Raw genomic sequence first — 24032 nt, forward strand, 5'->3', positions numbered from 1 at the left:
CCACGGAAGCACGGAATACACAGAAAAGATAACTTGTAATCGTACGCTTAGGTGCTCTTGTATTTACGAACGCCTATCATTTGAAAACGAATTTGGCTTGAAAATTTGCCACGGAAGCACGGAATACACAGAAAAGATAACTTGTAATCGTACGCTTAGGTACTTTTGTATTTACGAACGCCTATCATTTGAAAACGAATCTGGCTTGAAAATTTGCCACGGAAGCACGGAATACACAGAAAAGATAACTTGTAATCGTACGCTTAGGTGCAAAATGGCTTATAATTACATTTCCCTATCCTTAAATGGATGCTTTAACATTAGTTGTTTTTACTGCAATTGCCAGCTAGACCCGATTGGACGGAAAGCCGCTATTTTTCATAGCGCTTGGAGGTAAAGCGGGACGGAACCGAACCGAAGCATTACTGCTATTGCTCTTCAAATATTTATTTTATTGTGTATAAATTGGTTGGCAATTACCAACCAATTATAGGCGAGTTTTACTTTTTGTAATCGATAACTACGCCGTTTGCCATAAGTTTGTGGTTGCCGGTGGTGATTTTGCTGGATGCAGGTACCTCAACTATCAGCACTGATTTTGTAGGCATTACTGCAATATTTGCTTTTGAAGAAATATTTTTAGCGACGAATTTTTGTGCTATGGCATCGTATAAATCTACTTTTTTTGTTCCTTTAACTTTATAAGTGATGGTTTTATTTCTGTTATATGGATTGTAAACCAAATAACTTGGATAGGCTTTCGATTTATAGAAATCTGTCGCCAGCACGTCCAATTTCAAAACCCCATCGATATTGGTTTTCTCTACAATGCTTCCAAAGATTCCCACGTGTCCGCTTCCGTAAACACTAAACTGAGAAACATCAGGATTTTTGCCAGGCACCCACTTCGGACCATCGCCTTGCGCAACTGGTGCTATTTTATCCATGTAAAGCGTATCAAAAGTAGATGCCTTGGCAATCCCTTCGTAAGCAATTACACCTTTTGTTACGTTGGCCGATTTCATAATGGTTTGATGCTCATTTGGAACATATTGTGGGTAAAATAATCTCGAGGCATTAACGGCATTCAACATCCATTTACCAATTGCATCTGCATAAGCTGGATCGTAACGAACCAAAGGAACCAAGGGCCATGCTGCATCAAAAGTATTCATTAAAAAGCCATAGCCGCCATGATCTACCGTACTGCCTACCACACCAGAAATATCATAGTTGTTCCATTTGCCAGTTAAAACGCCCCAGCCTGCCCTGCAAACTGCCGTTCCATCGAATGTCCAGCCTAAAAGCTTTTGAACATCAAACTTAGTTCCTTGTTCTACATTCATCCGAGCGGCGAGGTAGGCACCAAAAGGCATCAACAATTCGTAAGTTGGGTTTATTTTGTTGGCCTCCAGAGCAGTCATGGCACTGATTGCACCTCTTAAATAGCGTTTGTCGCCAAATTTTTTATAAGCAGCGTATAATACCCAAGCATGTCCGGCGGCAGCATCTTGCTGTGCACAGATTTGATTCTTCATGGGTTTCATTTTTCCATAGTCAAAATAAGAATAGTTGTAGTCTCCATTTAAAATAGAATCTGCTTTATAGAATTTTTCCGCTATGCTTTTGGCTATCCAATCAAAATCTTTCTCGTTTGGATATTGTTCGCAAATGGCGTAAAACAGCACATTTGGATATACATCGTACCACCAATCTCTACCATAACCACCGCCCAAAAGAGCTACTTCTGGAGCGGTATTGTTCATCATAATGTTCCATTTGGTATCACTGTTAAAATAATTTTTAAGCATGCCTGTGTAGTTCATGCCATTCTGTTTGCTCTTATCAATCCCAATTAAACTGGCGCCCATAACGGCACCCATATTGGCTAAGGCTTCATGAAACATACCTTTATTGTTCATTTTACCTTGCCTAACATCGCCAACTGCGGTGTAAATGCCCATTACGTTCTGATCAAAATTTTTCTTTGTACTGTCTATCCACACCATTGGCCAATAATCGCCTTTGGCATTAAAATCATAAATGGTTTTGTCGAAGTTTTGAGCCATCAGTTTCCAATCGATAATTTGGAGCGGTTGAGGTAAGTTGGCCATTTCTTCTACCCGATCAAGTTTTAATTGCTTTATCTGAGCTTGCGAAAAACCTGCTACAAGGGTAAAAAGAGAAGATAAAATGATTTTAAAAGTAAGTCTCATAAGGAACGGATTGAATGTTTTACTAAAATTAATTTAACATTGGCGCAACTACACCAGGTTCTTCAGTGCTTAAAATTGGAGCAGCCTCTATGTTTTCAATTTTCCCCTGCTTTATAATGTCTTTTGCTACCCAATAAGAGGCCAATTGAAGGATGGCTACGGTTACAATTGCATAACGCAAAGCAACTTCAACAGAGAAACAATAGGCCAGTATTAAAAACGTTCCTGCTCCTGTTAAACGGCCAATATACAAACCCGCTTCGTGATTTAAGATGTAAGCGAACTCACTTCTTTTTTCTTTTTTGGTTAAAATATCGATTACGCTAAATTGTATCGGGAAATAAGCCAGATCTAAAAGCGGCTTTGCCAATAAAAGGAAAAGCATAAATAGGATTACCCCTAAACTACTGTACAAAATACCGTTAATGATGGCAGCTATTGCAAAAAGTGCGAGTCCGGCTCCAAACACATATAAACGGTGTTTAGGAGATGTATTCCTGCCAATAATGTACATGGCTACGGCGGCAATAATGGCACCTACCGATTGGGCTGTACCTAAAGCACCTTCTTTACCCACCAAAAGCATAATGAGCATGGCTGGCGCTGTAACCAAAAAGCCCTGAACAAGCCCTTTTAAAGTCGCTAATCTCAATAATTTATACCAATAGGGATCGAATTTGAAGTACACGAATTTTTTATTGGTTGGGTTTTCAAATTTACCTCTATAACACATAATAGAGGCCAATATGGTAACAACAAACACCAAACCGGTTACAATTTTATAGGCCAAATGTGCATCGCCAGTACCTGAATAAAGTTCGATAAACCAACCGATTAGAAAAGGAATAACCACAGCGATAATGGTATAGAAGAAGGTTTCCAATCCGTAGTAATAATTTCTGTTCTCATCATTGGTTATGGCCAGTGCCAGAAAATCTCTGTTGGCCCAATAAAAACCGAAAGACATGCCCATGATTAAACCTGCAATACCAATTCCGGTATTGTCTAGTGTGGTTAACGACATCATCACCATCATGGAAACGCCACTCAACATCATGCCTAATGAATAGAGGGTTTTGATTGAAAATTTGCTGAGCAGATAACCGTTCAAGAAAAAGGTAATTGGGATGCCCGTGTAAATGGTTAATTGATAAATAACCACTTTAACCGGATCGTTAGAGCTGCGCATCACGTAAGCGGCTACAAAAATATCGATAACGGGAAGTACAATGCTATAAATTAAATTGGTTAACGTAAGTACCCTAAAGTTATACGACTGACTTTTAAAATGGGCAATTTCTGCCTTAAGTTTATTCAGCATGATTATATTTTAAAGTGGATAAAATATCTTGAATTGAAAATTTGGCACCGCAAACAAATTCGTCTGCCGCTCCATAATAAATGGTCAGCTCATCACCATTTACGGTATGGCCATTGGTAAAAACAACTTGCCCAAAAAATCCGCAAAGCTCATACTCGGCAATTGGTTTCATAATGGGTTCTTCACTTTGGGCAATTACTTGAGATGGGTCGTTCAAGTCCATTAAAAAAGCGCCTAAACAGTATTGATGCTCGGCGTTTGCGCCATGGTAAATCTCCAACCAACCTTTATCGGTTTTGATGGGTGCTGCCCCCGCTCCTACGCGTTTGCTATCCCAACTATTTTTACGGGTTTTGATGATGCATTTGTGATTTCCCCAGTGAATCCCATCAGGAGATTCTGCCAACCAAATGTAATTACCACCCAAATCAACACTACTTGGGCGGTGTAGCGTGTAAAATTTTCCGTTTATTTTCTCTTCGAAAATGGCGCAATCCTTATTGTGAGGTGGAATAATCATTCCATGTTTTTCAAAGGTTTTCCAATCTTTTGTACTGCGCATACCAACGCCAACACCATGTGCAGATACCGCCGTAAAAGTGAGGTAATAGGTCCCATCAATCAATGCCACCCGACAATCTTCAATACCAAAGGCCTCATCTGGCCCCTCTCCTTGCAACAGTGGATAACCTTCTGGCTGATAAAAATTAACGCCATCATCACTACACACCAAGCGCAAATGCGATAGGGTAGTTAAATAATCTGCTCCTTTGTAACTGATTACTCTTGGATCTGTCGCAACTAAATCTGGATCATTTTCCGCTATTTCGATGATTTGTATTCCATCTCCTTTTAATATTGGGAAAGAAATTACGCCTTCTTTTTGTTGTGGTCTTTCGGCAACGCGGATAAGCAGCCAAGTTTTACCTTGGAAAGTGAAAACACCTGGATTTAATAAACAGGCTATTTCTAATCCTGGCACACTTGGAATTAAATCTTTTGGCGATAAAATGGGGTTCTGAGAAAATCTTTTTGCGCGATCTGTCATAATTATTTGGGAATAGAAATCCTTTTACCATCTGTAAAACGGCTTCAGTTTATTAAGTGAGAAATTGAAATAAAAACCGGATTTATTCCATCCGGTTTTTATGGTTTAGTAACCAGCATTTTGAGTAATTGATCCGGCTGATTTATCTACATCACCTTGTGGTATTGGGTATAAGTAGTTTTTATCTTGGAAGTTTTTACCTGCTGCAGTTAATACCGTTTTGGCCAATTTCCATCTTTTTAAATCGTTAAAGCGTTGGCTCTCAAAGCCTAGCTCTACACGTCTTTCTTGAACCAACCAAGCTTTAATTTGTGCTTTATCGGTAGAAGCCGGACGATCTGGCAAAGTACCCGCTGGGGCGGTTCCGCCTGCTATTGTAGGTGTTGTTCTGGCTCTTCTTCTAATTTGGTTAATCAACGAAATCGCGTTGGTATAATCACCTGTTTCATTTAAAGCTTCGGCTTTCCACAACAAAACATCAGCATAGCGAATAAAAATACGGTTGTTTCCGGCATCGTCATTCCCTTTATTTGCGCCTGTTTTATCGCCTAGAAGTTTATAAATGTTTTGCGTACTCACGTTTACGGTATAATCTAAACGCGGATCATTAGCCTCAAAGGCAGAAATAAAATTAGTGGTTGGCGCAAAAAATCCCCAGCCTAATGGTGCACAAATACCGTTACCATTGCGTGGTGTTTTACCCGATTGATGATCGTAAGCAAAAATTACTTCGCTATCTGCAAACTCTTTGGTTTGATCAAAACTATCGAAATAGTTCGCGTTCAGGCCATAAAAGTTTAACGTTTGCAATTCATTTACGAGCGTAATTACCTCAGCCCATTTCTCATTGTACAAAGCAGATTTTGCTTGCAGTGCAATTACAGCACCTTTAGAAATCCTCCATTTTTCTGTTGAATTGGAAAACTTGGCTGATGGCAAGGCTGCTTTTGCTTTAGCTAAATCTGCATTGATTTGATCCCAAACTTGTGCTTTAGGAACACGTTTGGCTACATCGTAAGCCTCATTGAAGGTTTTTAATGGTGCCAAAACTACAGGTACATCTCCAAAATTGGTTACCAAATCAAAATAATAATAGGCTCTTAAAAAGTACGCTTCGCCTAAAGAACGGTTTCTTAAATCGGCATTAATACCTACTTTGGCTACGATGGCATCATCAGATAAATAAGCAATGGCTTGATTTGTTCTGGAAACACCTTCATAATCGTAACTCCAAATTCCATTAAAAGCCTGATTGGTAGCAATGAAACTGAAATTATCTACCTGATCCATCCAAGCTTGATCGCCATCCGGATTCCATTTTTTCTGCATATCATCAGAAGCAATATCCTGCACAATAAAATCATTTCTAAATACCGTACCTGCATTCCAATCCCACTGCCCCAATAAGTTTAAGGTGCTAGCAAGCATTTGATAGGAGGAAGTTACCGATGAGGTTAGGGTATTCGCTGTTGGATCAAGATTAACCTGAGCGGGTGTAATTAATCCGATAGGATCTTTATACAATTCTTTTTTACAACCAGCAGCCATAATCAGCACTGCTGCAATTGCGGATGTATATATAATTTTCATAGTTTATCTTTAATTAAAATTTAACATTCACACCAAATAAAAAGGCTCTCGATTGAGGATACGTTCCATAATCTATCGCATCAACTGTTTCTGGATCCAAACCAGTGTATTTGGTTTTGGTCCATAAGTTTTGTCCAGATACATAGAAACGTACATTTTGCACACCTAAATTTAATTTTTTAAGCATGGTACCAAAAGAGTAACCCAACTCCACATTTTTAATTCTCAAATAAGATGCATCTTCAATAAAAACACTTGATACCTTACTACTTCCATTATCCGTAAAACTTACACGGGGAATGGTATTAGAGGTACCCTCTCCATGCCAGCTGCCCAAAACGGCATCGGTGTAGTTGAAAGGACGGGTATCGTAATCAATGATTTGTTTCAGCTGATTGTATCGATCTATGCCTTGTACACCTTGTACCAAAACAGATAAATCGAAGCCTTTGTAAGAACCATTCAGGTTTAAGCCATAGGTAAGTTTCGGAATATTGCTCCCAATATAGGTTCTGTCGTTATCGTTAATAATACCGTCACCATTCAAATCAGCAAACTTAATGTCGCCAGGTTTTTCATCATGTGTGGCGCTTCCAAACAGGTAGCTATTAATTTCTGAAGTGTTTTGGTAAATGCCAACCATTTGATAGCCATAAAACTCGTTTAAAGAATGGCCAACTTCCGTACGACTAACCTGACCAATAATACTTGGTAAATTAGGGTGAAGCTTTTTAACCTCATTGGTTAGTGTGGCTATGTTTCCATTGATGGAGTATTTAAAGGCATGGTTGTTATTGGTGTAAGTTAAAGCAACCTCTAATCCTTTATTTTGAACCTCGCCTGCATTAACATAAGTTGGTTTTACATCTCCAACAAATTTTGGAAGCGAAATTGGCAATAGTATGCCTGATGTATTTTTGATAAAATAATCTACCGATAAATACAAGCTGTTCTTGAACATGCCCAAATCCAAACCAATGTTGGTTTGTGTGGTGGTTTCCCATTTCAAATCCGGATTGCCGTAACGATCTGTTACGTATTTATCTCCATCTTTACGAATTAAGGTTAAGTAGGCGTAATTATCAATTTCTTGATTACCCAGTTTACCATAACTTGCTCTAAGTTTTAAGTCTGAAATTGCGGTAACGTTTTTCATAAAATCTTCCGAAGAGATTTTCCAACCTGCCGAAACAGATGGGAAGTAACCCCAACGGTTGTTTTCTGCAAAACGAGAGGAAGCATCGCCCCTTAAGTTTCCGGTTAAGAAATACTTGTTATCGTAATTGTAATTTACCGAACCAAATAGCGAGAATAAGCTCCATTCTGCACCAGAACCACCGTTAAAGAGATCGTTTGCTGTTCCGCCAAAGTCGATGTATTGAAAAGTGCCAGAAGTATAATCGTATCTTCTTCTTGATGCAGAAATCGCATCGGCCTTATTGCTGATGTACTCTGAGCCAATTAATGCGCTTAGCGAATGCTTATTAAAAGTTTTAACATAATTCAAGGTATTGTTCCAAGTAAAATTGGTTTCTTGGCCACGTTCTTCATTTAAGCCATTTGGGCGATTAATTCTACCTTGGCCAGCATCAAGAGCCGAGCCGCCACCATCATCATCGCCAAAGTTTTGCAAAAAGGCTTTGTTGTGTCTAAATAATAAATCTACCCCGAGGTTTGTTCTAAACGTTAGTTCCTTATCTTTCAAGAAAGAATATTCTCCATAAGCATTACCAAAAGTTCTGAACGTATTTCGCTTATCGTTACTATAAAAAGCTAATGCTACAGGATTTTGCGATCTTTCAAAGTTTTGATCCCATCCGGTAGATTGATTATTGTTTTTGTAAAATGGTAAATCTGTAAATGGATTGCTTGGTGAATAAGTAGGATCGTTTGGCGATTTATAAACCGGAATAACTGGTGGCCTTAAAAATGCGTGACGAATAACACCAGGTGCATCACCTTTTGAAGATAGGGCATCTTGCGCTTCATTAGAAATTTGTAGGTTGGTTCCGATTTTAAAACGATCAGTTAAATTGGCATTAATATTAGCCCTAAAATTTACGCGCTTGTATTGATCGTTGTTAAAGATTACAATACCATCTTGTTTGTAAAAACCACCCGATAATAAATATTGAACCTTCTCACTTCCGCCATTTGCACTTACTTGAGCACTTTGCGAATGACCGGTTTCAAATAATTCGTCCAACCAGTCTGTATTGGCCAAATCGGTTCTGGTTTTTTCTGCGTTATACGGATTGGTACCTGTGTAACCTGCATTGTTCCAAGCTTCTTGCAACTTATCTAAATACTGGGTTGTATTGAGCATGGTTGGCAAATTAGTTACTTGCTGAATACCATTGAAATAATTTACCTCGATATTGGTTTTATTGGCAGAACCTTGCTTGGTGGTAATTACAATTACACCGGCTGATGCTCTTGAACCATAAATTGCTGCCGCAGATGCATCCTTTAAAACCGTTAATGATTTAATATCATTCGTATTTAAGAAAGAAATATCGCGAGATGGAACACCATCAACAATAAATAAAGGGCTATTGTTACCAATTGTACCTTCCCCACGTATCCTAATCGTAATAGGGTCGCCTGGCGCACCCGTGCTTTGTGTTACGGCAACACCCGCAACCTGACCTTGAAGCACCTGTGCTACATCTGGAACCCTACGTTTCTCAGCATCTTCCATATTTACAGAACCAACGGCGCCTGTAATGGAGGCTTTCTTTTGAGAGGTGTAACCCAAAACCACTACCTCATCTAACGATTGTGAACTGGGCTTTAAAGCAACATTTAAATTGCCTCCTGTAGCAGTTAATGTTACTGGGGTATAACCGATGTAAGTAAAAGTTAAGGATTGTGATGCGCCAGCTTGAAGCGTTAGTACATACACTCCGTTGCCATCGGTAGAAGTTTTGTTTTGTGTGTTGGCCTGCATAACCACCACACCTGGCAAAGGCTGATTTGTTTCATCAGTAACCTTACCCGTTATCTTTGTTTGTGCATAACTTGTAAAACCCGAAACGGCTAAAAACAAGAAAACCAACAATGCATAAATACGTCTGTTTTTTTTCATTTGATTTATATTTGATTATAGGCAAATATCGATCAAACGCTGACCTAACAGAGTGCACTATAATAACATTTTAGTTCACTATTGTTGCAAAACCAGCCTAAAAGCACATTTTTCGCAATGCATATCTATTTTTTTCAGTTCAGATAAATTTTTAAATACTTTCTGCTGTAGTACCTTCATGTTGCTTTTGCCGATACTCATTAGGTGCCAAATGGTATATTTTTTTAAACTCTCTAAAGAAATAAGACTTATTGTTAAAGCCCGTTAAATAGAAAATCTCTGAAACGGTAAGCTTGGAGTTTTGAAGTAAAACCGCAGCGTGTTTTAGTCTTATCCTTTTAATAAATTCTGAAGGCGTCATCCCTGCAAGCGTTTTCAGTTTTCGATACAATTGCATTTTACTAATGCATAAGGCATCTTCAAGTTTCGATGCATCTAAATCGGGTTCGGCGAGGTTGTCTTCTACCGCTTTAACCAAAGCATTTAAAAATTCCTTATCACCTTGTTCCAAATCCACATCAACAAACTGATTGTTGATATTCCGATCCTTAATCAAATGATTCATGCGATTGCGATAATCCAACAATTTACGCACACGCATTTGCAAATAGTTAATGTGAAAGGGTTTAGGTATGTAGGCATCTGCCCCTGTTTCATAACCTTCGGTTTTGCTTTCTTCTGTACCTTTAGCTGAAAGCATGATAAAAGGAATGTGGCAAGTAGCCGGAGCGGTTTTAACATACTTGCAAAGCTCAAGTCCATCCATATCCGGCATCATTACATCGCTAATGATAATATCCGGCGTATTGTTTTTCAGAAATTCTAAAGCCGATACCCCATTTTCCGCTTCATAAATATTGTACTGATCTTTAAGAATATTCTTAATTAAAAAACGCAAGGCGGCATCATCCTCAACAATTAAAATACTGGATTCTGCAACCCCCTGTAAGTCATCAATCAAGGCAAGTTTGTTGTTTTCTCCTACCGTTTCTGCAACCTCATCTTGGTAAGGTTTTAAAATCGATTCAAATAAATAAGATGGTGCGGAGGCAATCACCTCATCTTGTTTACCCTCTACGGCTTGTTTAAGTTTCAATTTAAAGGTGAAATAAATCCATTCATCTTTTAAAGAAACTTGAATAGAACCATTCATAATGGCGATGAGCTGTTTGGTAAAAGCCAAGCCAATACCCGTGCTAAACTTTTCGAATTGGTTTTCCGCTCCAATATGAAACTCTTTGAAAAGACTTTCTAAATCTTCTTCGCGCAGCTTACAACCCGAATTGGCCACAATAATTTCCAAATCCTGATTTTCGGCATTAAAACTTACTGAAAATGCAATATCCTGCCTTTCTCCTGCATGTTTGAAAGCATTTGATAGTAAATTGAAAAGTACCTTTTCAAACTTATCCTTGTCAATAAAACCCGCTATGCCGTTTTGGATGTTCCGCTCGAAATGCTGTTCGTTCTTTTCTGCTACAGGTATAAACAGTTGCGTTAAGCTGTTTAGCAGTTTAGAAATGTCAAAATAATCGTCATTGCGTGTTAGGTAGCCTGCCTCTGCCCTTCTAAATTCCAGTAGTTGCTGCACCAAATAGGTTAAACGAGCCGTATGTTGATGAACGAGCGATAAGAAGTAATTTTTATCAATCGGTTTATCGAGCATGTCCTTTCTCTGCATAAAATGTTCAACCGAACCTAAAATTAAGGTGAGCGGCGTTTGAATTTCATGGGCAATGTTGGTAAAGAAATTAATTCTTTGGCGATGTACTTCCTCATCCTTTTGTCTGAACAAATATTCCCGCTCCAACTTAAATTTCATTTCGAGCTTATTTTTTCGGTATAAATGGAAAGCATAACCTCCAATAACCAAAAGCAAAAAGTAGAACGCATAAGCTGGATAGGTAAGCCAAAAATATTGTTTCACATCGAGTTTTAACGCAACCACATCTTTCGTCCAAATGCCTTCTCCATTACTCCACCTCACCAATAACTCGTATTTTCCGGGTGGGATGTTGTAATAAGCGATTTTACCATCAGTACCTGTATAACGCCAATTTTGATCTAAGCCCTTTAGCTTATAAGCAAATTCGTTTTTAGAGGCGTTAAAATAATTTAAGGCGTTAAAAGAGAACTGGAAGAAGTTGCTTTTCCTTTCCAACACAAATGCCTGTATTGGCTGTTGCTGCGCCTTTACAATTAAATATTGATTGTTTTCGAACTGTTTGCCGCCCAATTGTAAATCAGAAATGAGCAAATTGGGCTGCTTCGTATTTTCGGTAATGTATTTGGGCACAAAATAGTTGAAACCATAAATCCCCCCGAATAACAAATTATTGTTCGAAGCTTTCAGCGCAGCCCCATCACTAAATTCATTACTCTGTAAGCCATCACTTTCCTGATAGTTTGCAATGCTATTGTTTTCTGGATTCAATTTTGCCAAGCCCTTATTGGTGCTGAGCCAAATGCTCCCCGAACCATCTTCTTGTATGGCATGGATGGTGTTGTTCGGCAAGCCATTATCCATCGTAATTTTACTGAACTTTGGCTTTGATTTAAGCGATTCGGCATAAGACAAATAGTTTAAACCATAGCTGGTGCCTACCCAAAGCCTGTTTTTGCTATCGTAAAACAAAGAAAGCACATCACTGTGCGATAAACTGCCTTCGTAACCAAGCGCTTTGTAGGTTTTAAATATTCCAGTTTTTTGATTCAACACACTTAAACCGCCATACCTACAGGCAATCCAGAGTTTGTGGTCTTTGCCTTTAGCTAAGGCATAAATGATATCGTTGCCCGGTCCATTTTTTTCGATGGATGAAGAATTATATTGCTTAAAACTTTTAACAGATACGGATTGATCAATATTGCGCTTTAACTTTAAATGAATTAAGCCATAGCCGCTGGTGCCAATCCAAACAGAACTATCTTGATCTTGTACAATGCTGTACACCGATCTAAATTCAGGCACCTGTTCAGTCCCCTTAATTTTATTCCAGGAGAGGGTTTTTGCCGATTTTTGGTCGTAAATTGAAATTCCCTTCCCATCCGTGCCGATGTAAATAAATTGGTCAAATCCTCGTTTTATGGCAAATACAGAATTATTATCCAAACCAGAACCAACATCGATTTTTTGAGGTTTTGTAGTCTCGCTCCCTACTTTCCAGAAATTATTAAAGATTAGAACACCATTTCCTTTAGTGCCCACCCATAAATTCCCACTATCTTCTGCAAAGGCTCTAATTGGTTTGTTTATAGTGGTTCCATTAATTTTAGTCAGGAGTCCAAAGTAATTCTCCTTCGGATAAATTTGAATTAGGCCATTACCATCAGTGCCTAACCAGAGCACCTTGTCTTGACCTACATTTAAAGCTGTAACCTTTAAATTTTCTAGTGGCTTGGTTTCATTTTTTAAAAATTGAGTTGGTTTAAACTGGGCATCATATACAGAAACCCCTTGATTTTCCCAGGCAACTATGTAGTTAGATTGATAAAAAGTAATCGCTTTAATTCGCTTTTCGGCAATATTTAGCGCTTGCACATTCAAATCGCCATCAATTTTAAAATGACTATCATTATTCAACGTATAAATAATTTGCCCATTTATACTGAAGAAATTTGAAATACCCTTTGGATGGTTGAAAGTTTTAATGGTTTTCAATCCTTTATCGGTGATTTGGGCAACCACTAACGCCCCCTTTGCATCAAGATACCAAAGCCGATCACGTAAGAAGCTCATTTTTGTAATTCCTTCCCCCACTTTAAACTTCTGATAATCGTTAAACTTATCGGTACTAGAATTATACTTGCTCAAAACGCCATTCGCTGAAAAGCAGAACACATCGCCTCTGGTGTTGATGACCAGCTCATATTCATTTTCTCTAATTTTTTGAGCGGAGGTATTTTTATAAAAGTAGCGACTAAAGTTTCCGGTGATTTTATTGTATCTGGAAATGCCACCAATGGTATTGATCCAAATGTTACTGCTATTATCTTCCTTAATGCTTTGAATTACATTGCTGCCGATGCTGTTCTCAGCTTTATCGATGTTGTGGTTGTACACGTTAAAATGTGCACCATCATATCGGTTTAAGCCATCCCAAGTACCTATCCATAACAATTGGTCTTTATCCTGTAAAATAGCATTTATAGAACTGTTCGATAAGCCATTCCGATTATCCAACTGACGGTAATAAAAAGATACGCCAGGCTTAACATCGTCGGCAAAAAGGCTTTGCGAAAAAACCAACCCAATTAATAAGGCATAAAGAAAATAGGTTTTACACATTTCAGGGATAGGGCAACGATTAAGGTAATTTGGATAGAACTTTTGAGGAGGTATAAATTTAAAAAAAATATTGGTATAAATGCACTAAAAATAGGCATAAACAAAAACAGGCGGCCAAAATTGACTACCTGTTTTTGCTAATTTATTGACAGAGATTATAAAGAGTTGATCCATTTAACAAGCTCGTCTCTACCTTTGCCTGTTTTTTGCTGAAGCTTACCCAACAATTCATCATCCTGACCTTCTTCATGCTTCAAATCATCATCGGTTAATTCTGCGTATGCTTGCTTAACCTTTCCTTTTATCTCATTCCACTTTCCTTTTAATTCTAACTTATCCATAGCAATCGTTATTTAATATTTTATATTGATTTTACCACTATTTAACAAAGATAGATGTGGCTTTGTTTGGTTTAACACAATAATCAATCAAAAAAAATGAAATTTCCTACATTCCGTTAAGCTATATCCTTTCTTTTTATTATATTGGAATTATCATTCCTAAAAAGATGAATTCATTATTAACTAAACAAAAATTAGATGAAAAGACTACTACTAAGCTTCATTTTATCTTTCGGTTTAATTTCGTTTGCTTTCTCACAAAGCAAAACAATTAGCGGCAAGGTAAGCTCTGGCACTTCAGGCCCAATTCCAGGGGTAAGTGTATTTGTAAAAGGCGCTCCAACCAACGGCACGCAAACAGATGCTACCGGAGGTTATAGGTTAAGTGTTCCAGATGATGCAAAAACACTTGTTTTTAGTTTCCTTGGATACAAAACAAAAGAAGTTGCCATTACGGGCAACAACATTAACGTAAATTTAGAAGAAGAAAACACCACACTTAGCGACATCGTTGTGGTAGGCTATGGTACGCAAATTAAAAAGGATGTAACCGGATCGGTTGCCTCGGTAAAATCTAAGGATTTAGAAAACCTGCCTGTAACCAGCTTTGAACAAGCCCTGCAAGGAAAAGCAGCTGGGGTACAAATTGCTGCACAAAATGGTAAACTAGGTCAAGGCATTACCGTGAGGGTAAGGGGTGCATCATCGGTAACAGCAGGTAGCGAACCGCTTTATGTGGTAGACGGAATTCCAATTACCACAGCAGATTTATCGAGCACTACAGCGCCAACAAGTGCTTTGGCAGATATCAACACCAACGATATTGAATCGATTGAAGTTTTGAAAGATGCTTCTGCATCTGCAATTTATGGCGCAAGAGCTTCTAATGGTGTTGTGCTCATCACAACCAAACAGGGTAAAGTTGGCAAAACACTTATTCAGTTTAATGCTTTGGGCGGGGTAAGTACGCCATCAAACCATAGGGAATTTTTAAACGCAGAGCAATATGTTCAAATCATCCGAAGAGCTGGAGAGGGCGCGGCAAATCAAGATTTCCTCAATGGAGATTATGCAACATTAGCGGATGCTAAAGCCGATTATGCAGCAAGTGTAGAAAGTCGTTTAAACAGATATTCAGCAGGAAACGACGATTACAAAACGTATAAGGTTAATTCCAATTGGGAAAAAGCGGCTTTTCAAGATAATCCAATTACCCAACAATATGATTTAAGTTTAAATGGCGGCAATGAAAAAACCAAATTTTATATCGGTGGGCAAGCGCTAGATCAGCAAGGTATTGTTATTGGAAATAGCTATAAAAGATATAGCGGCAGATTAAATCTAACAAACAAGGTAACTGACTTCTTAGAAGTGGGGGTAAATTTAAACTTCTCGAATAGTATAAATAACAGATTATCAAATGACAATGCATTTTCTAGTCCATTACAAGCTGTTGCATTATCTCCAATTACGCCATTTATCGATCCAAGATCAGGTTTAGTGAGCGGAACATTGCCAGGTGCAGCCTCTAATTTTCCGGTTTATTACAACCCATTAATTGGCGTGGAAAATGCTTTTTACAAAGCCACCGTTTACCGTACAATAGGTAAAGCATTCGCTAATATAAACATTGCAAAAGGCTTTAAATTTAGTTCAGATTTCTCAATTGATAACCTCAATCAAAATGAAGAGAGTTATTATGGATCATTAACTTTTAGAAATACAGGAACAGCAAATGGCGATGGCCAAAACATCTCTACATTTGTAATCAATGCCAATACAAATAACTTCTTTAGTTACAACAAATCCGTAGGCAAAAGTACTTTCGATGCTATTTTAGGTACAAGTTATCAAAAATCAACCACAAAATACAGTACAATAGAAGGTCAGGATTTTCCAAGTGATGCCTATATCAAACTGGGTAGTGCAGCAACAAAAGTAATTGCAACAAGCAACGAAAGTGCTTTTAGCTTTCTTTCTTATTTCTTTAGAGCAAACTATAAATACAACGAACGGTATTTAGCAAGCTTCAGCATTAGAGCGGATGGCTCGTCTCGTTTTGGAGAAAATCAGAAATATGGTTACTTCCCTGCTGGATCATTAGGATGGATTGTTTCAGAAGAAGATTTCCTAAGTTCAAATGAGACCATTAGTTTATTAAAGTTTAGAGTAAGTTATGGTTTAACAGGTAATGCCGAAATTGGTAACTACTCCGCTCGTGGTTTATTTAGTGGTACGGGCGCTTATGGTGGTAGTGCAGGGCAAATCCCGACAAGAATTGCAAATCCCGATTTAACATGGGAAAAAACGAAACAGTTAGACATTGGTTTAGATTTTGGAATCCTAAAAAATAGAATTACAGGGGTTTTTGATTTTTACCAAAAGAATACTACTGAACTTCTGCTAGATGTTCCAATTCCGCAAACTACAGGTTTCTCAACCATCACCCAAAATTTAGGCGCATTAAAAAATACAGGTTTCGAACTGGGCATCAATTCAGAAAATCTTGTAGGCGCATTTAAGTGGTCAACCGCAATTACGGCTGCAATCAACAACAATAAAATCACAAACTTAGGCGGGCAGGTGTTAAACACGAACGAAATTAATGCCGCCATTTCAAATCAACCTATTGGAGTATTTTATTTGCCAGAGTATGCCGGAGTTAACCCAGCAAACGGAGATGCAATTTATTACCGCAACACAACTGATGCATCTGGAAATGTGGATCGTTCAACAACAAACGACATTAACCAAGCGCAACGGATTTTTGCTGGCAACCCTAACCCAAAATATACCTTTGGGCTTAACAACAGCTTTTCATACAAGAATTTTGATCTGAGTATTTTCTTACAGGGTGTACAAGGAAACAAAATTTTTAATGCGGGCGGACAATACATGAGCGCAAGTGCTTCAAATGGTTACGACAATCAAACTGTAGATCAGATGGGCTATTGGAACAAACCAGGAGATGTTACCTTAATTCCTGAACCTCGCTTATTTTATGCTAACGGTGTAGGAAATTCAACAAGATACCTATCTGATGGTTCATATGTTCGTGTAAAGACCTTAACACTTGGATATAACTTTCCAACATCAATCCTAACCAAAATTAAACTTAGTAAACTTAGGTTGTTTGCAACAGCGCAAAATTTGGCAACCATTACGGGTTACAAAGGTTGGGACCCAGAGGTTAATGCTGATTATCAATCAACTAACATAAATCAAGGTGTAGATTTTTATTCTGCTCCGCAACCAAGAGTGATTTCATTTGGTATAAACGTTGGCCTATAATCCAAAATAAGATTCATCATGAAAAAGACATATATATATAATTTAATACTTGCAGCGACGTTGTTATCAACAACTCAATCCTGCAAAAAAGCCCTAGATCTTGCTCCGGTTGATACCATCGAGCAAAGTAAAGCACTACAAACATCGAAAGATGTTGAGGTTGCACTTGTGGGTTCATACTCAGCACTAGGAAGCAGAAATTTTTACGGAGGCAGGCCCTTCTTAATGGCCGATTTTTTAGCGAATACAGATGCAATAGAATGGTTTGGAACTTATGAGGAATTAACACAAACGATAAACAAATCCCTTTTAAAAACGAACACCTTTGTTGATAACGTTTGGGCTGATGGATATACCGCAATTAACGATGCAAATAATGTAATTGCTGCCATTAGCAAGGTAGATGCAGCAAAGAAAAACAGAGTTGAAGGAGAGGCTAAATTTATCAGAGGGTCTGCATATTTTGATTTGGTTAGACTTTTTGGCAAGGCTTACAATGATGGAAGCCCCAGTACAAATTTAGGTGTGCCGATTATTTTGGTTCCAACAACGGCTATTACAGATGCAACTTATGTAAGCCGCGCTACTGTTGCAGCAGTTTATACACAAGCAATTGCAGATTTGACCGATGCGGAAGCCAAACTGCCAGCCACGAATGGTTTTTTTGCAACCAAATATGCCGCAGCTGGAATGTTGGCAAGATTGTATTTACAACAGGGCAACTATGCTGCCGCAGCAAATGCAGCCAACAGAGTAATCACATCAGGCAACTATAGTCTTACATCAGCTTTTATTGATGCATTTCCAGTAATGGGATCATCGCCAGGCACAAACACAACGGAAGATGTATTTTCTATCCAAGTTAGAACCCTCACTGGTTTTAATGGCTTTAACGAATTTTATGGATCATCAACTTATGGTGGACGTGGTGATGCTGTTATTTCTCAAGATTGGATAGACAATAACTACAGCACAACAGATGATCGAATTAATGCTTTTTACGATGATGGTGATATTTTCACTTCGAAATTTGCAAATCCTTATGGAAACGTATCCATCATTCGTTTGGCTGAAATGTATTTAATCAGAGCAGAATGCAATGCCCGCTTAGCTCCAGCTGCACCTATTGGAGGGCAAACTCCGCTTCAAGATTTATCAGTAGTTAGATCGCGTGCTGGCTTAACAACTACAACTGCCACTCTAGCAGATATTTTGAATGAGCGGAAACTGGAGCTCGCTTTTGAAGGCTTCTCTTTACACGATGCCAAGAGAACACAAACCAATATTGGTTCTTTAGCATGGAACGCTAATGCCTTGGTTTTCCCTATTCCTCAAAGAGAAATGGATGCCAACAAAAACCTAGTCCAAAACCCAGGTTATTAAAAGTAAATACCAACAAAAAATGCCTTCCTAATTCGGGAGGCATTTTTTGTTTAAAATGGTTTCTTACATACCATCAAGACAATTCTAATTTGTAAACTACAGATTTTTAGATGCTTCTATAATTTCTTCAACTACACCTGGATCTAGTAACGTAGAAGTGTCGCCTAAATTTGAAGTTTCTCCTTCCGCTATCTTACGCAAAATGCGACGCATAATCTTTCCCGATCTTGTTTTAGGTAGGCCCGAAACAAACAAGATTTTATCTGGCTTCGCAATCGCACCAATCACTCGGGTTACGGTTTGTAAAATATCTTTCTTAGATAATTCAGCCTCACCATGCATTTCTGGATAAATTACGAAAGCATAAATCCCTTGCCCTTTAACATCATGCGGATAACCCACTACAGCACTTTCTACAACACCAGCATGCATGTTTATGGCATTTTCTACCTCGGCAGTTCCAATTCTATGTCCCGAAACATTTAAAACATCATCAACCCGCCCAGTAATTCTGTAATAACCATCTTCATCGCGTAAGCAACCGTCGCCAGTAAAATATAAATCCTCGTATGTAGAAAAATAAGTTTGCTTGCAGCGTTCATGGTCGCCATAAGTGGTGCGCAACATGCCAGGCCATGGAAATTTGATACAAAGATTACCCATTACGCCATTGCCCTCTATCTCTTTCCCATTCTCATCAACCAAAATAGGCTGAATTCCTGGTAAAGGCAAAGTTGCAAAGCTCGGTTTCGTTGGGGTAACGGCGGCAATCGGGGAAATCATAATTCCACCCGTTTCCGTTTGCCACCAAGTATCTACAATCGGCGCCTTGCCATGACCTATCTTTTCATCAAACCAATGCCAAGCCTCCTCATTAATCGGCTCGCCAACAGAGCCCAGTACTCGAATTGAACTTAAATTTTTTCCATTTAAAGGCTCATCACCAAAACTCATTAACGAGCGGATGGCTGTTGGCGCGGTATATAATGTGTTTACTTTATGTTTTTCTACAATATCCCAAAAACGCGAAGGCGTTGGGTAGGTTGGAATCCCTTCAAACAATACAGAAGTTGCGCCCTGAGAAAGTGGTCCATAAACAATATAGGAGTGACCGGTAATCCAGCCAATATCTGCTGTGCAGAAATAAACTTCGCCAGGTTGATAATTGAAAACATTTGAAAAAGTATAGCCAGCATACACCATGTACCCACCGCAGGTATGAACAACTCCTTTGGGTTTGCCAGTAGAACCTGATGTGTATAAAATGAACAGCATGTCTTCTGCATCCATTTCTTCAGCTTCGCAAATATCGTTTACGTGTTTAACTTCATCTTCCCACCAAACATCGCGACCTTTTAACATCGAAACTGGGGTGCGTATATGGGTAAGCACAATACATTTTTCTACAGTTGGGCAACCAATTAGAGCATCATCAATCACCTCTTTTAAAGGAATCTGTTTATTGCCACGGTAAGCGCCATCAGCAGTAATCACCAACTTGCACTGGGCGTCGTTAATCCGATCGGCGATGGATTTTGCCGAGAAACCACCAAATACTACAGAATGCACGGCACCAATTCGGGCGCAGGCCAAAACAGCAATGGCCAGTTCTGGCACCATTGGCATGTAAATACAAATGCGATCACCTTTCTTCGCGCCATTTCGTTTTAGGATATTGGCAAACCGGCAAACGCGCTCGTGCAACATTTTATACGTGAGCGTAACGCTCTCTTCTTCAGGGTTGTTGGGTTCCCAAATGATGGCGGGTTTATCGCCATTGGCAGCCAAATGGCGATCTAAACAATTTTCGGTAATATTTAATTTAGCACCTTCAAACCATTTGATATTCGGTTCGCTAAAATTCCACGATAATACTTTAAACCAAGGTTTTCTCCATTGGAAATTTTGGGCAACTTCTCCCCAAAACTGCTCAGGGTTCTCTACACTTTTTTTATAATCTTCTTCGTATTGCTTAAAAGATGTAATTTGCATGGGGCTCTATATATTGGATTAGTGGCGGCTAATTTAATTAAATAATAGTGAGCAGAAATATTGAAATCGTATCAAAATGAATACGCAGATTGCTTTTTTAAAATAAGTGAAAATAATTGGCTGCGCTCTTGCTGTTTACAATTATTATTCAGATATTTGCACACTCTTAAAAAAATTAAGCGACGATATTTTAACAACTATATTTACAAGTCATGTCAAGAGTTTGTGATTTAACAGGAAAAAAGGCAATGGTAGGTAATAACGTTTCTCACTCAAACGTTAAAACCAAACGCAAATTTTATCCTAATTTGAAACTTCAGAAATTTTATATCCCTGAAGAAGACCGTTGGATTACGTTGAAAGTTTCGACTTCAGCGATTAAAACCATCAACAAAGTGGGTATCAGCGAAGCAATCAACCGTTTCGTAAAAAAAGGATTTTTGTAAAAAACATTAACTGTTGAGATTAACAGTTTACAATTTATAATAAAATGGCAAAAAAAGGTAACAGAGTTCAGGTTATTTTAGAATGTACTGAGCACAAAGAAAGTGGCATGCCAGGTATGTCTAGATATATTTCTACTAAAAACCGTAAAAACACTACTGAGCGTTTAGAATTGAAAAAATTCAACCCAGTATTGAGAAAAGTAACCGTACACAAAGAGATAAAATAGTTGAATGATAGATTGATTGAAGGATTGAATTTCAGATTCACTCATTCTAACATCCACCAATTCAATCATTAAAATTTTTAGAAAACATGGCAAAGAAAGTAGTTGCAACCCTTAAAACAGGTACAGGTAAAGAATATTCGAAAGTAATTACAATGGTAAAATCACCTAAAACTGGTGCTTACTCATTTAAAGAGCTTATCGTGCACAACGACCACGTAAAAGATGCAATCGCATCTAAATAAGGTTAATATTTTTTAATATTGATAAAAATATTAAAGGCCGTTCCGTATTATCCGGAAGGGCTTTTTTTGTTATATAAAATTTAGATATGGGTTTATTCGATTTTTTCAAAAAAAAAGAAACTGCACCCGAAGCTCAAGAGGCTTTAGATAAGGGTTTAGAGAAAACCAAAGATGGCTTCTTTAATAAGATTACCAAAGCCGTTGCTGGTAAATCATCTGTTGATGATGAAGTTCTCGATAATTTAGAAGAAGTTTTAGTTACCTCTGATGTTGGTGTAAGCACCACTCTAAAAATTATTAAACGCATTGAAGAACGGGTTGCAAAAGACAAATATCTTTCTACTTCCGAACTGAACTTCTTACTGCGTGATGAAATTCAGTTATTGCTTTCTGAAAACAACAGCAACGATTTCCGCCAGTTTGAATATGGCGAACATAAGCCATACGTTATCATGGTTGTTGGTGTTAACGGGGTTGGCAAAACTACAACCATTGGTAAACTTGCCCATAAGTTAAAAGAAGCCAATTTAAAAGTGGTTTTGGGTGCTGCTGATACCTTTAGGGCTGCTGCAGTAGATCAACTTAAACTCTGGGGCGAACGTGTTGGCGTTCGTGTAGTGGCACAGCCGATGGGATCAGACCCTGCATCCGTAGCCTTCGATACCTTACAATCTGCCGTTGCAAATGGCGAAGACGTAGTGATTATTGACACCGCCGGACGTTTGCATAACAAAATTGGTTTAATGAACGAATTGGGTAAAATTAAACAGGTGATGCAAAAGGTTGTACCTAATGCACCACATGAAATTTTACTGGTTTTGGATGCATCAACTGGGCAAAATGCCTTCGAACAATGCAAACAGTTTACTGAAGCCACCGATGTAAATGCACTCGCCATTACCAAACTTGATGGTACAGCAAAAGGTGGCGTGGTAATTGGCATTTCAGATCAGTTCAAAATTCCTGTTAAATACATTGGAGTTGGAGAAAAAATAAACGATTTACAGCTTTTTGATAAAAAAGAATTTGTGAATAGTTTGTTTAAATAGACGCAAAGCGATTGAAAATCGTTTCGTAGATACGCGTTGGGAAGTAAATGATGGTCATTTAACACGAGTTGATGCAGGCACCGAATAATTCAATCTCCCAATCGGTGCATTCAAAATTAGAATATGAATACCAAAATAGTAAAAAGTAAAAGCGCAATTAAACAACCTAAAATTAATGTAATTACATTAGGTTGTTCAAAAAATATATACGATTCTGAAGTGCTTATGGGCCAGCTGCGTGGCAATAACTTAAATGTTGTGCACGAGTCTGACAAGATGGGAAAGGATGATATCGTGGTGATTAATACCTGCGGTTTTATTGATAATGCCAAACAAGAATCGATTGATACCATTTTACAGTTCAGCGAACTTAAAGAGGCGGGTAAAATTGGGAAAGTTGTGGTTACAGGCTGCCTATCAGAACGTTACAAGCCAGAGTTAGAATCAGAAATCACCAATGTTGATGCTTTTTTTGGTACCAACGATTTACACAATATTTTACATGAGTTGGGTGCAAACTACAAGCATGAGCTTATTGGCGAACGTTTACTTACCACTCCATCACATTTTGCCTATTTTAAAATTGCCGAAGGATGTAATCGCCCCTGCTCGTTTTGCGCCATCCCGCTGATGCGTGGAAAACACTTAAGTAAACCAATGGAAGAATTGGTTAACGAAGCGAAAATTCTTGCTAAAAACGGCACAAAAGAACTCATCCTCATTGCACAAGATTTAACCTATTACGGACTTGATCTTTACGGTGTACGCAAGCTAGATGAATTGATGCGTCGTTTATCAGACGTTCCAGGTATTGAATGGATTCGTTTGCAGTATGCATACCCTTCTGGTTTCCCAATGGAAATTTTAGATGCCATGAATGAGCGTGAAAATATCTGTAAGTATTTAGATATGCCACTTCAGCACATTACCGACAATATGTTGAAATCGATGCGTAGAGGAACTACAAAACAAAAAACGATTGATCTGGTAAACCAAATCAGAGATAAGGTTCCAAACATCGCCATGCGCACCACACTAATTTGTGGCTATCCCGGCGAAACTGAGCATGATTTTGAAGAAATGAAAGCTTGGGTTGCGGATACCAAATTCGATCGTTTGGGTTGTTTTACTTATTCTCACGAAGAAAAAACCCATGCGCACACTTTAGTTGATGACATTCCAGATGAGGTGAAGCAACAACGTGTAGATGAGATCATGGAAATTCAGCAAGGAATTTCTTTTGATATTAATCAGGAAAAAGTAGGCAAAACATTTAAAGTGCTGGTTGACAAAAAAGAAGGCGATTTCTTTGTGGGGCGTACAGAGTTCGATTCTCCAGAAGTGGACAATGAAGTTTTAATTGATGCCACAACAGGCTATGCGGCAAACGGCAGTTTTGTTCATGTTAAGATTGACAGGGCTGAAGATTTCGACCTGTATGGTCAAATTGTTAAATAAAGTAAACTCGGAATACCGAAATATCTTTAAAATCCCGTTAATAGTGCCGAAT

The 24032-nt window shown here is 38.4% G+C and carries 15 protein-coding genes; 7 read left to right on the plus strand and 8 right to left on the minus strand.

Annotated features, from left to right (window positions below):
* Window positions 1-500 precede the first annotated feature (500 nt).
* The 7 genes from DHW03_RS12920 to DHW03_RS12950 all read right to left on the minus strand — a co-directional run bounded on the left by DHW03_RS12920 (window position 501) and on the right by DHW03_RS12950 (window position 13892).
* Window positions 501-2216, minus strand: coding sequence for a hypothetical protein (locus DHW03_RS12920; protein WP_109926265.1), 1716 nt, complete (start codon window positions 2214-2216; stop codon window positions 501-503).
* Between the two features lie 28 nt (window positions 2217-2244).
* Entirely contained in the window at window positions 2245-3537 is a 1293-nt protein-coding gene (locus DHW03_RS12925) for an MFS transporter (protein ID WP_109926266.1), read from the minus strand.
* Window positions 3527-4585: a glycoside hydrolase family 130 protein gene (locus DHW03_RS12930; RefSeq protein ID WP_109926267.1), complete on the minus strand. Its 1059-nt coding sequence runs from the start codon at window positions 4583-4585 to the stop codon at window positions 3527-3529. Before DHW03_RS12930 ends, DHW03_RS12925 begins: the two co-directional genes overlap by 11 nt.
* A 105-nt stretch (window positions 4586-4690) precedes the next feature.
* Window positions 4691-6175, minus strand: a complete 1485-nt coding sequence (locus DHW03_RS12935) for a RagB/SusD family nutrient uptake outer membrane protein (RefSeq protein ID WP_109926268.1) — start codon at window positions 6173-6175, stop codon at window positions 4691-4693.
* Window positions 6176-6188: 13 nt separating this feature from the next.
* Window positions 6189-9263: a SusC/RagA family TonB-linked outer membrane protein gene (locus tag DHW03_RS12940; RefSeq protein ID WP_109926269.1), complete on the minus strand. Its 3075-nt coding sequence runs from the start codon at window positions 9261-9263 to the stop codon at window positions 6189-6191.
* A gap of 151 nt (window positions 9264-9414) precedes the next feature.
* On the minus strand, window positions 9415-13551 hold the full coding sequence (locus DHW03_RS12945; protein ID WP_109926270.1) for a hybrid sensor histidine kinase/response regulator transcription factor: 4137 nt from the start codon (window positions 13549-13551) through the stop codon (window positions 9415-9417).
* Between the two features lie 155 nt (window positions 13552-13706).
* Window positions 13707-13892 (minus strand): CsbD family protein, encoded by a 186-nt coding sequence (locus tag DHW03_RS12950; protein WP_109926271.1) that lies wholly within the window; start codon window positions 13890-13892, stop codon window positions 13707-13709.
* Between the two features lie 198 nt (window positions 13893-14090).
* Here DHW03_RS12950 and DHW03_RS12955 point away from each other — a divergent pair, with 198 nt between their 5' ends.
* Both DHW03_RS12955 and DHW03_RS12960 read left to right on the plus strand, forming a co-directional pair.
* A complete protein-coding gene (locus tag DHW03_RS12955) occupies window positions 14091-17183 on the plus strand; it encodes a SusC/RagA family TonB-linked outer membrane protein (protein ID WP_109926272.1) in 3093 nt (1030 codons plus the stop codon).
* Window positions 17184-17201: 18 nt separating this feature from the next.
* Window positions 17202-18566, plus strand: coding sequence for a RagB/SusD family nutrient uptake outer membrane protein (locus DHW03_RS12960; RefSeq protein WP_109926273.1), 1365 nt, complete (start codon window positions 17202-17204; stop codon window positions 18564-18566).
* 96 nt (window positions 18567-18662) lie between these two features.
* On the opposite strand, the gene acs is transcribed toward DHW03_RS12960, so the two are convergent.
* Window positions 18663-20558: an acetate--CoA ligase gene (gene acs / locus DHW03_RS12965; protein ID WP_109926274.1), complete on the minus strand. Its 1896-nt coding sequence runs from the start codon at window positions 20556-20558 to the stop codon at window positions 18663-18665.
* 212 nt (window positions 20559-20770) lie between these two features.
* On the opposite strand from acs, the gene rpmB reads away from it, so the two are divergent.
* From rpmB to rimO, 5 genes are all read left to right on the plus strand, one after another.
* Window positions 20771-21004, plus strand: a complete 234-nt coding sequence (rpmB, locus tag DHW03_RS12970) for a 50S ribosomal protein L28 (RefSeq protein ID WP_109926275.1) — start codon at window positions 20771-20773, stop codon at window positions 21002-21004.
* Between the two features lie 44 nt (window positions 21005-21048).
* Window positions 21049-21231 carry a 50S ribosomal protein L33 gene (gene rpmG / locus DHW03_RS12975; protein WP_010599807.1) on the plus strand — a complete coding sequence of 61 codons (183 nt, stop codon included), beginning with the start codon at window positions 21049-21051 and terminating at the stop codon, window positions 21229-21231.
* An 86-nt stretch (window positions 21232-21317) separates the two neighbouring features.
* Window positions 21318-21473, plus strand: a complete 156-nt coding sequence (locus tag DHW03_RS12980; protein WP_010599808.1) for a DUF4295 domain-containing protein — start codon at window positions 21318-21320, stop codon at window positions 21471-21473.
* An 86-nt stretch (window positions 21474-21559) separates the two neighbouring features.
* The gene (ftsY, locus tag DHW03_RS12985; RefSeq protein WP_109926276.1) at window positions 21560-22522 is read left to right on the plus strand and encodes a signal recognition particle-docking protein FtsY; all 963 of its coding nucleotides are present in this window, start codon (window positions 21560-21562) and stop codon (window positions 22520-22522) included.
* Window positions 22523-22645: 123 nt separating this feature from the next.
* Entirely contained in the window at window positions 22646-23980 is a 1335-nt protein-coding gene (gene rimO, locus DHW03_RS12990) for a 30S ribosomal protein S12 methylthiotransferase RimO (RefSeq protein ID WP_109926277.1), read from the plus strand.
* Window positions 23981-24032 lie beyond the last annotated feature (52 nt).

This window comes from Pedobacter yonginensis, assembly GCF_003173595.1.
GTDB lineage: Bacteria > Bacteroidota > Bacteroidia > Sphingobacteriales > Sphingobacteriaceae > Pedobacter > Pedobacter yonginense.

Coding starts and splice junctions, on each gene's coding strand:
- DHW03_RS12960 (WP_109926273.1), top strand. CDS start 17,202: ATGAAAAAGACATATATATATAATTTAATACTTGCAGCGACGTTGTTA.
- DHW03_RS12955 (WP_109926272.1), top strand. CDS start 14,091: ATGAAAAGACTACTACTAAGCTTCATTTTATCTTTCGGTTTAATTTCG.
- DHW03_RS12940 (WP_109926269.1), bottom strand. CDS start 9,263: ATGAAAAAAAACAGACGTATTTATGCATTGTTGGTTTTCTTGTTTTTA.
- DHW03_RS12920 (WP_109926265.1), bottom strand. CDS start 2,216: ATGAGACTTACTTTTAAAATCATTTTATCTTCTCTTTTTACCCTTGTA.
- acs (WP_109926274.1), bottom strand. CDS start 20,558: ATGCAAATTACATCTTTTAAGCAATACGAAGAAGATTATAAAAAAAGT.
- rpmB (WP_109926275.1), top strand. CDS start 20,771: ATGTCAAGAGTTTGTGATTTAACAGGAAAAAAGGCAATGGTAGGTAAT.
- DHW03_RS12930 (WP_109926267.1), bottom strand. CDS start 4,585: ATGACAGATCGCGCAAAAAGATTTTCTCAGAACCCCATTTTATCGCCA.
- rpmG (WP_010599807.1), top strand. CDS start 21,049: ATGGCAAAAAAAGGTAACAGAGTTCAGGTTATTTTAGAATGTACTGAG.
- rimO (WP_109926277.1), top strand. CDS start 22,646: ATGAATACCAAAATAGTAAAAAGTAAAAGCGCAATTAAACAACCTAAA.
- DHW03_RS12950 (WP_109926271.1), bottom strand. CDS start 13,892: ATGGATAAGTTAGAATTAAAAGGAAAGTGGAATGAGATAAAAGGAAAG.
- DHW03_RS12935 (WP_109926268.1), bottom strand. CDS start 6,175: ATGAAAATTATATATACATCCGCAATTGCAGCAGTGCTGATTATGGCT.
- DHW03_RS12945 (WP_109926270.1), bottom strand. CDS start 13,551: ATGTGTAAAACCTATTTTCTTTATGCCTTATTAATTGGGTTGGTTTTT.
- DHW03_RS12980 (WP_010599808.1), top strand. CDS start 21,318: ATGGCAAAGAAAGTAGTTGCAACCCTTAAAACAGGTACAGGTAAAGAA.
- DHW03_RS12925 (WP_109926266.1), bottom strand. CDS start 3,537: ATGCTGAATAAACTTAAGGCAGAAATTGCCCATTTTAAAAGTCAGTCG.
- ftsY (WP_109926276.1), top strand. CDS start 21,560: ATGGGTTTATTCGATTTTTTCAAAAAAAAAGAAACTGCACCCGAAGCT.